Below are 12,757 nucleotides of genomic sequence, written 5' to 3'. Positions count from 1 at the left end.
GTTAGGTCAATTGTCTGCAAAAGATCAGGTGCGCTTTTCGCTTTCCAGTTTTTGCGTCATGCCTTCGATCTTGTCGATCAGAGCCTGGGCCGATCCGTTTGTCCGGTCGAGCAGGGCGAGGAACTGAGCGCGCTGTTCGATGCCGAGCCAGATCAGGTTTCCATCGAGGTTCAGCGCAACGTCGACAACCTGGTATTGCCCATTGCGGAGCAGAACGCGCCAACGAACATCCATATCCTTGCCGTCATCACGGCGAATGACGGTGTTGACGATAGAATCAGTGTCAGAACGATCGACTGAGTCTTTCACGACAACGGCTTCGCCCCGATAGGCATCGAGTTCGTTTTCATAAACGGCAAGCGCGTACTCCCGGAAAACTTTCTGATACTCAGCGAGCTCCGTCTCAGTGAAACGGCGCGCATATTTGCCAATCGCAAAATTGGCGACCGCCTTCATGTCCGTGAATTCGTCCATATAGGCGTTGAACTTCTGGGTGCGTTCGTCTGCGTTCAGGGACGGGTCGTTCAGAGACGCGAGCACTTCGCTGGCGTTTTTCTGAACATAGGCTTCTGTTTTTGCGTCTGCGGCAGCCGGCAGCGCCAACGCGGCGAGCGCGGTCAGGGCGATTGCGGGGGTCACAAGGCGTTTCACGGGGCGGGCTCCTGCTTCGATCGTGTCTGCTTGGCTATTCGTCAAATTCGTCAAAATCTGGGAGATCTTGGTACAACTCTGACTCATCCTCCGGACGACCATTACGAATCTCAGCCTGACGCTGAGATGAATAAATACGACGAAGGGCCACGTAAGGTTCCGGCTGGGCGTTCAGTTGTTCAATCTGGTCTTCCAGCGCGACACGGGCGTTCAGCGCGGAGAGAACGCCCCGGCCGACGGCAATTTTGTCGTCCAGATCCGGATCCCCATCGAATTCGGTCCATGTCAGCGGATCAATCGCCCGGTCCACGCCACTTCCGAACAAGTCGCGCGGAGTCGTTGGGCCCATGATAGGCATCACCAGGTAGGGGCCGCTATCGACTCCCCAGACGGCCAATGTCTGACCGAAGTCTTCTGAGTGGTGCTCGACACCCATATGATCTGCGGCGTCCCAAAGGCCCGCAATGCCGACTGTTGTGTTAATGGTAAAACGAACAAAGGTGTCTGCAGCTCTGGATGGCTCTGCCTGCAGCACGTCGTTTACGAAAATGACGGGCGCGCGAAGATTGCGCAGGAAATCGCCAATGCGGTCGCGGGCGAATTCGGGTGTCACAGTTTTATAGGCACCGGCAGCAGGGCCGAGCGCATATTTGTCCACGCCATTGTTGAATGCGAACATCTGGCGATTGAAGCCTTCATAAGGATCGGCAATGGACCCTGGATCCGCTGAATTTGGCGGAGTCGAAGCGCATGCGCTCAGAGTGAAGGCCACCGCGGTGGCCGCAATTCGGACGTTCATAATTGCGATTTCCCGTTTCTTGGCCCGGTACATGGTTACTTCCCCCAATCGACGCAACTCACACTTATGTAATTCCAATTACATGCGACTATGCTGCAACAGCGGTATGGTTCCTTGCAAAACGTATAAAAGAATGTTTATACGTTCCTCATGAGCGAGCGATTTGACCTCACCCTAGAGCAATTGCGGGCGGCCGGAGAGCCAACTCGTCTGCGCATATTGGCACTTTTGCGTGAACGTGACCTTTCCGTGGGCGAGATCGTGCAAATTCTGTCTCTCAGCCAGCCGCGTCTGTCTCATCACCTTAAAGCACTTACCGGTGCTGGTCTTGTCGAGCGTTTGCCGGAAGGCTCCTTTGTCTTTTACCGAGCCGCAAGCCGCGGCGATGGGCGGGCATTCCTGGACGCCTTGTTTGAACAGCTTGGAAACCAGGTGCCCGAGTTGTTGAGGGATGCTGAGAGGTTGGACGAGGTCAGCGCCTCGCGCGCCGCGTCTGCGCAGGCTTACTTTTCATCGGTTGCAGATAATTGGGATGCGATTCGCACACTCCATTATCCCAATGAAGCAATCGAACAGGCGCTTCTGGAAATTGCGGGGCCGGGGCCCTTCCGCCGGGTAGTGGACTTCGGAACCGGAACCGGGCGGATGCTGGCTTTGTTCGCGCCGCTTGCGGTCGAAGCTGAAGGCATTGATCTCAGCCATCACATGTTGACGGTCGCCCGCGCCAATCTTGAGCGCGGCGGGAGCCCTGTCGCACGCGTTCGGCAGGGAGATGTCACGGCCGTACCGTTCGAGAACGCTTCGGCCGATCTCGTGATCATCCATCAGGTGCTTCACTATGTGGACGCGCCGAACCGCGTAATTGCAGAAGCCGGGCGGATCCTTCAGCCAGGTGGACGGTTGTTGGTTGTGGATTTTGCTCCGCACGAACTGGAATTCCTCAGGACTGAGCACGGCCATCACAGGCTCGGTCTGTCGCCGGATGCCATGGAAGGATGGGCTTCCGCCGCCGGACTGAAACTTTCAGAGCCGCGTGCGTTCGCCCCGCCACCCGAAAACGAACAAGGTCTGACGGTTCACATCTGGACCGCCGAAAAGCCCGCAGATGCGCAGGAGTCCGCTGCATGAGCACCTCTACGCCCCACGTTTCATTTGAGTTTTTCCCGCCCAAGAGCGACGCCATGGCAAACCGCTTGTGGGATACGGTCCAGCGGCTGGAACCAATGGCTCCGGACTTCGTGTCTGTTACCTACGGTGCGGGCGGTTCGACCCGTGAGCGGACCCACGAAACTGTCAAGCGCATCGCCCAGGAAACCAGCCTGAAACCTGCAGGACACCTGACGTGTGTGTCCGCGACGAAGGCGGAAGTGCTGGCGGTTGCGGAGGAGTATTGGCAGGCGGGCGTGAAGCATATCGTGGCGCTGCGGGGTGATCCGCCGTCGGGCATGGGGGCAAAGTTCGAAGTGCACCCGGGCGGCTTCCGCGATGCGGTGGATCTGGTGAAGGGTCTGCGGGAGCATCGGCCGGAACTCGGAAAATGTTTCGAAATTTCAGTGTCTTGCTACCCGGAGCTTCACCCGGAGAGCCAGGGCTGGGAGGCTGAGATCGCCTATCTAAAGGCCAAGCAGGACGCAGGCGCCGACCGCGCGATTACGCAATTCTTCTTCGAGCCTGAGACTTATCTGAACTTCCTGGACAAGGCCCGCGCGGGTGGCGTGACCATGCCTATCGTGCCCGGAATCATGCTTCAGGCAAACTTCCGCGGACTACAGCGGATCAGTGGACTCTGCGGTGCGACCATACCGGACTGGCTGGCCGACCTTTATGACGGCCTCGACGATGACGAGGAGACCCGGGAACTCGTCACCGCGAATGTCGCGGCAGACCTCTGCCGCAAGCTGGCCGAGCAGGGTGTCCAGAACTTCCACTTCTATACGCTGAACCGTGCGGGTCTGGCTCTGTCCACCTGCCGACTGCTTGGCCTGAAGCCACATCCCGCAGAGGCGGCCTGACCCATGTCCGCTAATCCGATCCACATCACGCTGGTCACGCTCGGGGTTGCCGACGTTCAGGCGTCGGCGGCCTTCTATGAGAAGCTGGGCCTGAAGCGTGCGCCAGCCTCTCAGGAGGCGGTCGTGTTCTTCGATATGGGCGGCGTCGCCCTCGGCCTGTTCGGTCGTGAACCTCTGGCAGAGGACGCGGGTGTCCTGCCGCGGGGCGAAGGCTTTCGGGCTGTGACGCTTGCCTGGAACCAGATCAGCCAAGAGGCTGTCGACGACGCCATGATCCGCGCGATCGAGGTAGGCGGCCAGCTGATCAAGGCCGCGGAGAAAGTCTTCTGGGGCGGCTATTCCGGATATTTCTCGGATCCCGACGGCCACCTCTGGGAGGTGGCCTACAACCCTCACTCGCCGCTGCGCGAAGACGGAACCATGGAGCTCTAGATGACACGGCAGGAACGCATTGCAGCCCTCAAGGCGGCTGCAAAAGAACGCATCCTCATTCTCGACGGCTCGTGGGGTGTCATGATCCAACGGCGTGGCCTCGACGAGGCCGACTATCGCGGTGACCGCTTCACCGAGGCGAAATATCCGGGGCAGATGAAGGGGAACAATGACATCCTCTGTATCACCCGTCCGGACATCGTGACCGACCTTCACAATGCCTATTTTGCGGCGGGTGCGGACATTTCCGAAACGAACACGTTCAGCGCTACAATCATCGCACAGGATGACTACAAGCTGGACGCAGAATCCGTTCGGGACATCAATCTCAAAGGCGCCCGCCTTGGCCGTGAGGCAGCAGACGCCTGGACGGCGAAGGAGCCGCAAAAGCCGCGCTTTCTTGCCGGATCCATTGGCCCGCTGAACAAGATGCTGTCCATGTCGTCTGACGTGAACGATCCGGGCGCGCGCTCGGTGACATTCGACGAAGTCTATGAAGCTTACCGTCAGCAGATTCAGGCGCTTAATGAGGGCGGCGTAGACCTCTACCTGATCGAAACGATCACCGACACGCTGAACTGCAAGGCCGCCATCAAGGCGATCATGGATCTTGAGGCCGAGGGCATGGAGAAGCTGCCGATCTGGATCTCGGGCACGATCACCGACCGGTCGGGCCGCACGCTGTCCGGCCAGACGGTGGAGGCCTTCTGGAACTCGGTCCGTCATGCCAGGCCGTTCGCCATAGGCTTCAACTGCGCCCTTGGCGCGGACCTGATGCGCCCGCACATCGCGGCATTGTCGCGTGTCGCTGACACGCTTGTGGCGGCTTATCCGAATGCCGGCCTGCCGAACGAGATGGGCCAGTATGATGAACAGCCGGAGCAGACATCCGGCGCCGTCGGCGGCTGGGCGCAGGACGGGTTGGTAAATATTCTGGGCGGCTGCTGTGGCACGACGCCGGAGCATATTGCGGCCATCGCAAAGGCGGTGGAAGGGGTGAAGCCGCGCGACCCGGCGCCGGAAAAGCACACGATGCGCCTTGCTGGGCTAGAGCCGTTCGAGGTGGCTTCGTGACAAATTCTTCCGTTCAGGCCGGAGACCTGTTCGTCTTCTATGGCCTTCTGAAACTTGGCGCAGCTGGGCAGCCTGCAGACCTTCCGCTTGGAACGGCAGGCGCCTTCGGTGCGCCTTGCAGGTTCCGTGGGCAGATGGTTGACCTTGGTGGTTTTCCGGGCGTTGTTGCAGGCAATGCGCTTTGCCATGGCATCCGCTGGATACTGGACGACGTTTCCATCATCGGCCCGATGGACGAATTTGAGGATGTGACGGACGATCCGGCCACCAGCCTCTATATCCGAACCCGCATTCCACTGTGCGATGACGCCGGGAACGAAACCGGCGAAACCGCCTGGATTTATTTGTACAACAAACCGGTCGAGGGATTCCCACCTGTGGCCGATGGAAACTGGCCGCTCGACGCCGGAAAAACGAGAAAATGACAGCCTCAGCTTCCCAGTCTTTCGTGAACGTGGGTGAACGCACCAACGTGACAGGTTCCGCCGTATTCCGCCGTATGATTACGGAAGGGCGTTATGCCGATGCCGTCGAGGTCGCCCGCCAGCAGGTGGAGAACGGCGCGCAGGTAATCGACGTCAACATGGATGAAGGCATGCTGGACGGTGCCGAAGCCATGCGCACCTTCCTGAACCTGATTGCCGCCGAGCCGGATATCGCGCGGGTGCCGGTGATGATCGACAGTTCCAAATGGGAGGTGATCGAGGCCGGCCTGAAATGTGTGCAGGGCAAGTGCATCGTCAACTCGATATCCATGAAGGAAGGCGAGGACATTTTCCGCGAGCAGGCGGCGAAGTGCTTGTCCTATGGGGCCGCTGTTGTCGTCATGGCGTTTGACGAGGTCGGTCAAGCCGACACCAAGGACCGGAAGGTCGAGATATGCCAGCGGGCGTTCCGTATCCTCACCGAAGACGTCGGCTTTCCGGCGGAGGACATTATCTTCGATCCAAACATTTTTGCCGTGGCGACAGGGATTGAAGAACACAACAACTACGCCGTCGACTTCATCGAAGCTGCGCGCGTCATCCGGGATACCTGCCCGGGGTGCCATATTTCCGGCGGCCTTTCGAACGTATCGTTCAGCTTCCGGGGCAATGAGCCCGTGCGCCGCGCGATGCACTCGGTCTTCCTCTATCACGCCATTCCGGCGGGCATGGACATGGGCATCGTGAATGCGGGCCAGCTGGACATCTATGACGACATCCCGGCCGAACTGCGGGAGCGCGTTGAAGACGTCATCCTCAACCGCCGCGCAGACGCCACAGAACGCCTGGTTGAGATTGCCGAAGGCCTGAAGGGTCAGAAGGGCAAGACGGCGGTTAAGGACCTCTCCTGGCGCGAGGCGCCGGTGGAGAAGCGTCTGGAGCACGCGCTTGTGCATGGCATCACCGAATTCATCGATCAGGATACGGAGGAAGCGCGCCTGAAGGCGGAGCGGCCGCTGCATGTGATCGAGGGCCCGCTGATGGATGGCATGAATGTCGTCGGCGACCTGTTCGGGGCTGGCAAAATGTTCCTGCCGCAGGTGGTCAAGTCCGCCCGCGTGATGAAGCAGGCTGTCGCCTGGCTCGAACCTTATATGGAAGAAGAGAAGCAACGTCTCGGCACGGTGGACGTCTCCAACGGCAAGGTGCTGATGGCGACCGTGAAGGGCGATGTGCACGATATCGGCAAGAATATCGTTGGCGTTGTGCTCGCCTGTAACGGTTACGAAATTCTCGACCTGGGCGTCATGGTGCCGGCCGAAACAATTCTCGATACGGCTGAGAAGGAGAACGTGGACGTGATTGGCCTCTCCGGCCTGATCACGCCAAGCCTCGACGAGATGGTCTATGTCGCTGCCGAAATGCAACGTCGCGGCATGGTTCAGCCGCTGCTGATCGGCGGCGCGACGACAAGCCCGGCGCATACGGCTGTGAAGATCGACCCGGTGATCAAGTCAGCCCCGGTCGTGCATGTGACGGACGCCAGCCGGGCCGTCGGGGTTGTCAGCGCCCTGCTAAGTGCTGGCGAGAAGCAAGGCCTCGTCGAACAGACCCGCGCCCGTTACGAACGCATGCGCGAATCCCGGCAGGGCGGCCCGCCCAAACCACGCCTGCCTATTGATCTCGCGCGTGAGAAGGCGTTGCAGCCGGATTGGAGCGCCTATGATCGGCCTGCGCCCACTTATAGCGGTGTGCGGACATTTGAGGATATCGATCTGGCGACACTCGCGCGCTACATCGACTGGACGCCGTACTTCTCCGCATGGGATCTCGCCGGCAGATATCCGGCCATTCTGGAAGACGATATTGTGGGCGAGGCGGCAACCTCGCTCTGGAATGACACGCAGGCGATGATGCAACAGTTGGTGGGTGAAGGCTGGCTGAAGCCGAAGGCCGTCGTCGGTTTCTGGAAGGCCAACCGCGATGGAGACGATATCCGCCTTGAAACGGGGGATGTGTTCCACACGCTCCGCCAGCAGATGGAGAAGGACAATACCCGTCCGAACTTCGCCATGTCGGATTTCGTCGCACCGGAGGGCGAGGATTGGATCGGCGGTTTCTGCGTGACCGCGGGTAGCGAAGTTGACGCGATCGCGTCGGAATTCGCGAAGAAAGGCGATGACTATTCGTCCATCATGGTGAAGGCATTGGCTGACCGCTTTGCCGAGGCGATGGCGGAATACATGCATGAGCAGGTGCGCCGGGACCTGTGGGCCTATGCGCCGGATGAGACACTCTCCACCACCGATATCATTGCCGAAAAATATCGGGGCATCCGCCCGGCCCCTGGTTATCCCAGTCAGCCTGATCATACCGAGAAGGAGACTCTGTTCCGCTTGCTGGACCCAGAGAACCGGATTGGCGTGTCGCTGACATCAAGCTTCGCCATGACACCGGCAGCCAGCGTGTCCGGTCTCTACTTCGCGCATCCCGAAGCCGTCTATTTCGCTGTCGGCCGGATCGAGAAAGACCAGGTCGAGGATTATGCCCGCCGGAAAGGCTGGGACCTGCGCACGGCAGAGCGGTGGCTGGCACCGATCTTGAACTATGACCCGTTTGCCGCCTGACTTCGAAAATACCTCGCTTAAAGCGGGTGATCTGGCTTTGCCGCGACTGGAAGGATCGGCCCGAGTCGCATAAACAGGGGTTGTGTCCACGGGAAGGGCGGAGACAATCATGGCAGACAATCCGCTGATGGGCGAAAATGCGAAAATCGTCGCGACCCTCGGACCTGGCAGCCGCTCACCTAAGGAAGTTGTCGCGCTGGCCTATGCGGGCGTGGACGTCTTTCGCCTGAATTTCAGCCATGGTGAACACGCCGCGCATCTTGAAGCGCTGCAGGCTGTGCGTGCAGCAGAAGAGAAAACTGGCAGGCCCTTGGCGACACTGGCGGACCTTCAGGGGCCGAAAGTGCGCGTCGGGAAGTTTCCAGACGGAGGCCTGCGTCTTGGCTTCCGGAAAGAATACAATCTCGTCGCCGCAGACGAGACCGATGAGGCGGATACAATCCCGGTGCCGCACAAGGAGATCGTCGACATCCTCGAAGAGGGCGACACGATACTTGTGGATGACGGCAAGCTGATCCTGACAGTGACTGAGGCCGGAAGTGCACCGAGGGTTCGTGCCGAGGTGCCAGGTAAACTGTCCGACAAGAAAGGGTTTACTGTTCGCGGCAAGCCGCTGCCTGTCCGTGCCCTGACGGACAAGGACCGCGCGGATCTGGAGTTCGCCCTGGAGATTGGCGTCGATATCGTAGCGCTCTCCTTCGTGCAAAACGTGTCGGATGTCGAGGAGGTGAAGGCATTCATTGCCGGGCGGGCGCCGCTCGTCTCAAAGCTGGAAAAGCCCGCCGCAATCACGAACCTGGACGCGATCGTAGAGGTATCAGACGCCGTGATGGTGGCGCGGGGTGATCTCGGCGTTGAGTTTGCCCCGGAAGATGTGCCCGTCATTCAGCGCCGGATCGTACGAGCCGCCCGGGCCCGAGGGCGTCCGGTGATCGTCGCAACGCAGATGCTGGAATCCATGATCGAGAACGCTGCGCCCACACGGGCGGAAGCGTCGGATGTGGCGACAGCGATTTATCAGGGCGCCGATGCTGTGATGCTTTCTGCTGAAACGGCTGTTGGCCGCCACCCGGCAACAGCTGTCGCGATCATGTCGCGGATCATCCGGGCGACAGAGTCAGCAGAAGACTATCGTCAGTCCATCGCCCAGTTCGCCGGAGAAGCCTCGGAACCATCTGCCGTCGACGTTGTTGCGACAACTGCACAGGCGATGGCCTGTGCGGAGGGGGCAGGGGCGCTGGCACTCCGAACGGGCGCCTTCGACCGGCTGGCCCGGTTTTCCCGCGTGCGCGGGCCCGCGCCGATCCTTTATGGCTCGCTGGATGACCAGCGCCTCAGGCAGGCGTGCCTCCTATGGGGTGTACATCCTCAACGGCTCAATGCCGGGGCGGCCTATTGGTATCGCGACCTGATGGAGGCGGCCGGGTTGAAAGGCCGTGTTGCCTACGCCCGTTGGGCCGGAGACGAGGCGCGCTTCGCCTGGGAGGTCGGGGTCGGTAAAGGTGAGGATGGCAAGCCCATTATTGGCGTATGATCAGCGTGTCGCCCTTGAACTCGTAGGAATAGAGTTCTCCCAGGAAGCTCATTCCCAGAAGCGATTGCTCCAGGCCTTCTTTCAGCACCATGGCGCTGACACCTTCCATTTCCACGCGTCCAATACGCACGCGGTCCAGAACGACGTAAGCGCCCTTGGTCATGCCGCCCGCCGTGCGGACTTCATTATCGAATTCGAGTTCTGAAGGGATCAGTCCGATCCGTTGCGCATCGTGGAGCGTCAGCGCGACGATGCTGGCGCCGGTATCGACCATGAACCGGACGTCAGTTCCCTCCACGTCCGCACGCGTCCAGTAATGACCATCTGCTTCGCGGCTGATGATGGCCGCTTTGTCGAAATTCGCGCGGGGCGAAGACGTAATTTCTGGCGTGCCGGCTTTGGTCAGGGAGGCGGCGGCTGGCGTAATGCCGTCCATGGCTTCGGTTTTGGGAACGATGAAAAACACCACGGCTGCGGCGATCATCAGTGCCGCGGCGAGCATGGGGAGAACATGTCTGGCATACATGGCGTCAGCGCTTTCCCAAGGTCTCCAACCGGGTGATACGATCGGGCAGCTCAGCGATCACGCTGTCGCGGCCAGCCTCCCCCATGGCAACCCATTGGCCAATTTCCTTCAGTGAGCGCCCGCAGCCTAGGCACCAGCCTGTCGACGCGTCAACTGCACACACCTTGATACAAGGGGACTTTATGGGTTCACGAGACATCAATATACCCTGTATCCAGTGAGGGTTGCGGGTTGGAGTGTAGCAGGGGCAAGGTAACAAATCCTTGTCGTGCAGACACCCTGTAACCTGTTATTGTGGCGTCGAAATCGCGCCAGCGTAATGCAGGAGTAATATCAACGTGCCCGAACCTGTTCGCGAAGGCTCCCCTCTGGCGGATGTGCGTGCGCTCGTCCTGAACGCGCCGCCGGCGCCAACTGAACCTGGCAAACAGGTGCGAGAAGCCCTGCTCGGCATGGGCCGGGAAGGAGACTTTGGGCGTCTGGGCGAAGCAGCGGAATGGCTGGCCAATTGGCAGAACCGCTACCCTCCGCGCATTGAAAAGCCCACCTTGGCCATTTTTGCGGGCTCCCACGGCATTGTCGAGGAAGGCGTTTCCATGTCTTCCAACGAGGATACCAAGGCTCATGTGGATGCCTTGCGGGAAGGGCGTGCGCCCTTGTCGGCAATTGCCACGCAGGCCGGCGCGTCCATTCGGGTCTTTGAACTCGCGCTCGACAAGCCGACGCCGAGCATTGCCGAGACTGCGGCGATGACAGAAAAGGAGTGCGCGGCAACCATCGCTTATGGATTTGAAGCGACCGAGGACCATCCCGATCTGCTGGCGCTGGCTGTCGCCGGCGCGGGTGTTGGCACGGCTGCGGCCGCGGTGGCCTGCGCCCTTTATGGCGGCTCGCCCGATTATTGGGTGCGCCCCAGCGGCCAGACGTCTGCGACGCTTTCCCGCAAACGGATCGATCTTGTTAGCCGGGCGCTGACACTCCATCGCGGACATCTGTCTGATCCTCTGGAGACGTTGCGTTGCCTGGGTGGGCGCGAACTCGCTGCCTGTGTCGGTGCAATCATCGCGGCTCGACATCAGGGGATTCCGGTTGTTCTGGACGGATTTGCCACGACGATCGCTGCGGGTGTTGTTCACGCAATCGACCCGAAAGCCATTAGCCACTGCCTGGCTTCGCACATCACGCGCCGGCCGGCGCACGAAGCGGCCTTGGAGCGGCTGGGGCTGAAGCCGTTGATGCAGATGGAGTTCCAAACGGGCGGCGGCTTGGGATCAGCCTCGGCGATTGGCCTGCTGAAAACGGCCTGTGCACCGTTCATTGCGGAACCAGCCTCTACCTGACGCGGCGGCATCTGCGACTAATCGGCGACTTAGTTTACGTTGACGTTCGCGTCACCTTGCCAGCCAATACAAATGACTGACATAGAGAAGCTGTGCCTGTCAGCAGGATCAGACCGTTTCGGAGGAGCACGTCATGAATCTGGAGTTTACGCCCGAGGAAATCGAATTCCGTAAGGAAGTCCGGGCCTTTATTGAAGAGAACTACCCAAAGGAGCTGGCAGGTGCCGGCACCCGCGAAGACCTGAGCCGCGAGCAATTCCTCGCTTGGCACAAGGTGCTTGGCAAAAAAGGCTGGTCAGTGCCGGCTTGGCCGGAGAAATACGGCGGCACCGGTTGGACCTCGACCCAGAAATATATCTGGGGTGAAGAGAACGCCCGTATCGACGCCATCATGCCGCTGCCGTTCGGCGTCTCCATGGTCGGCCCTGTGATCTACACCTTCGGCAATGAAGAGCAGAAGGCGAAGCACCTGCCAGGCATCCGTTCCGGCGACGTCTGGTGGTGTCAGGGCTATTCGGAGCCGGGCGCCGGTTCTGACCTCGCAAGCGTGAAAACCACCGCTGTGCGCGATGGCGATCACTACGTGATCAATGGCCAGAAGACCTGGACCACGCTCGCACAGCACGCCGACTGGGGCTTCTTCCTTTGTCGGACGGATCCGAACGCGAAAGCCCAGGAAGGCATTTCATTCATCCTCGTCGACATGAAAACGCCGGGCATCGAAGTGCGTCCGATCAAACTGATTGATGGCACGCATGAAGTGAACGAGACTTGGCTGACCGACGTCCGTGTGCCTGTCGAGAACCTGGTCGGCGAAGAGAACAAGGGCTGGACCTACGCCAAGTTCCTGCTCGCGCACGAACGTTCCGGTATCGCCGGCGTGGCACGCTCCAAGCGTGGCATTGAGCGTCTGCGCGATATTGCCACGAAGGAAACGGTCGATGGTACGCCGCTGATCGAAACGCCGGAATTCTCGCGCAAGATCAGCCAGCTTGAGATCGATCTTACGGCACTTGAGTTCACCGAACTTCGCACGCTCGCATCCGAAGCGGCTGGTAAAGGCCCTGGCCCTGAGAGCTCGATCCTGAAGGTGAAAGGTACCGAGGTGCAGCAGCGCCTGACCGAACTCACGCTGGAAGCTGTGAATCACTACGGTGCGCCTTACGCCTATGGCATGGAAGCCACCGGCAACGGCGCCGGCATCGGTCCGGACTATGCGGACTATGCTGCTGAGACGTATTTCAACATGCGGAAGACGTCGATCTACGGCGGTTCCAACGAAATTCAGCGCAACATCATCACGAAAATGATCCTGGGCCTTTAAGCCCGAGGCCAGA

The 12,757-nt window shown here is 60.0% G+C and carries 13 protein-coding genes; 9 read left to right on the top strand and 4 right to left on the bottom strand.

The window, feature by feature from the left end; all coding sequences use genetic code 11:
* Positions 1-24 precede the first annotated feature (24 nt).
* Both HY26_RS01255 and HY26_RS01250 read right to left on the bottom strand, forming a co-directional pair.
* The gene (locus tag HY26_RS01255; RefSeq protein ID WP_034763009.1) at positions 25-651 is read right to left on the bottom strand and encodes a phospholipid-binding protein MlaC; all 627 of its coding nucleotides are present in this window, start codon (positions 649-651) and stop codon (positions 25-27) included.
* Between the two features lie 34 nt (positions 652-685).
* The gene (locus HY26_RS01250) at positions 686-1,483 is read right to left on the bottom strand and encodes a VacJ family lipoprotein (RefSeq protein ID WP_233348627.1); all 798 of its coding nucleotides are present in this window, start codon (positions 1,481-1,483) and stop codon (positions 686-688) included.
* 117 nt (positions 1,484-1,600) lie between these two features.
* Between HY26_RS01250 and HY26_RS01245 the strand changes: the two genes are divergently transcribed.
* From HY26_RS01245 to pyk, 7 genes are all read left to right on the top strand, one after another.
* The gene (locus HY26_RS01245; RefSeq protein ID WP_034763006.1) at positions 1,601-2,578 is read left to right on the top strand and encodes a metalloregulator ArsR/SmtB family transcription factor; all 978 of its coding nucleotides are present in this window, start codon (positions 1,601-1,603) and stop codon (positions 2,576-2,578) included.
* Positions 2,575-3,462: a methylenetetrahydrofolate reductase [NAD(P)H] gene (gene metF / locus HY26_RS01240; RefSeq protein WP_034763003.1), complete on the top strand. Its 888-nt coding sequence runs from the start codon at positions 2,575-2,577 to the stop codon at positions 3,460-3,462. Before HY26_RS01245 ends, metF begins: the two co-directional genes overlap by 4 nt.
* 3 nt (positions 3,463-3,465) lie before the next feature.
* Positions 3,466-3,894, top strand: coding sequence for a VOC family protein (locus tag HY26_RS01235; protein ID WP_034763000.1), 429 nt, complete (start codon positions 3,466-3,468; stop codon positions 3,892-3,894).
* Complete coding sequence (locus tag HY26_RS01230) at positions 3,895-4,968, top strand: homocysteine S-methyltransferase family protein (RefSeq protein ID WP_034762995.1); 1,074 nt, start codon at positions 3,895-3,897, stop codon at positions 4,966-4,968. It abuts the gene before it with no gap.
* Positions 4,965-5,393: a gamma-glutamylcyclotransferase gene (locus HY26_RS01225; RefSeq protein ID WP_051599680.1), complete on the top strand. Its 429-nt coding sequence runs from the start codon at positions 4,965-4,967 to the stop codon at positions 5,391-5,393. The genes HY26_RS01230 and HY26_RS01225 overlap by 4 nt, the downstream gene beginning before the upstream one ends.
* Positions 5,390-8,020: a methionine synthase gene (metH, locus tag HY26_RS01220; protein ID WP_051599678.1), complete on the top strand. Its 2,631-nt coding sequence runs from the start codon at positions 5,390-5,392 to the stop codon at positions 8,018-8,020. Before HY26_RS01225 ends, metH begins: the two co-directional genes overlap by 4 nt.
* Before the next feature lie 109 nt (positions 8,021-8,129).
* Positions 8,130-9,554, top strand: a complete 1,425-nt coding sequence (pyk, locus tag HY26_RS01215) for a pyruvate kinase (RefSeq protein ID WP_034762992.1) — start codon at positions 8,130-8,132, stop codon at positions 9,552-9,554.
* Here pyk and HY26_RS01210 read toward each other — a convergent pair.
* Together HY26_RS01210 and HY26_RS01205 are read right to left on the bottom strand one after the other, a co-directional pair.
* The gene (locus HY26_RS01210; RefSeq protein WP_158531382.1) at positions 9,541-10,056 is read right to left on the bottom strand and encodes a TIGR02281 family clan AA aspartic protease; all 516 of its coding nucleotides are present in this window, start codon (positions 10,054-10,056) and stop codon (positions 9,541-9,543) included. The genes pyk and HY26_RS01210 overlap by 14 nt on opposite strands.
* A 28-nt stretch (positions 10,057-10,084) precedes the next feature.
* Complete coding sequence (locus HY26_RS01205) at positions 10,085-10,279, bottom strand: DUF1289 domain-containing protein (RefSeq protein ID WP_081812968.1); 195 nt, start codon at positions 10,277-10,279, stop codon at positions 10,085-10,087.
* Between the two features lie 139 nt (positions 10,280-10,418).
* Between HY26_RS01205 and HY26_RS01200 the strand changes: the two genes are divergently transcribed.
* Together HY26_RS01200 and HY26_RS01195 are read left to right on the top strand one after the other, a co-directional pair.
* Positions 10,419-11,420 carry a nicotinate-nucleotide--dimethylbenzimidazole phosphoribosyltransferase gene (locus HY26_RS01200; RefSeq protein WP_112072759.1) on the top strand — a complete coding sequence of 334 codons (1,002 nt, stop codon included), beginning with the start codon at positions 10,419-10,421 and terminating at the stop codon, positions 11,418-11,420.
* A gap of 133 nt (positions 11,421-11,553) precedes the next feature.
* Positions 11,554-12,744, top strand: a complete 1,191-nt coding sequence (locus HY26_RS01195; RefSeq protein ID WP_034762987.1) for an acyl-CoA dehydrogenase family protein — start codon at positions 11,554-11,556, stop codon at positions 12,742-12,744.
* The last annotated feature ends 13 nt before the right edge of the window (positions 12,745-12,757 follow it).

The organism is Hyphomonas sp. GM-8P (assembly GCF_003263315.1).
In the GTDB taxonomy this organism is placed as follows: Bacteria; Pseudomonadota; Alphaproteobacteria; order Caulobacterales; family Hyphomonadaceae; genus Hyphomonas.
Note: the sequence above shows the minus strand (reverse complement) of the source record. Positions and strands in the feature narration are given on the sequence as shown.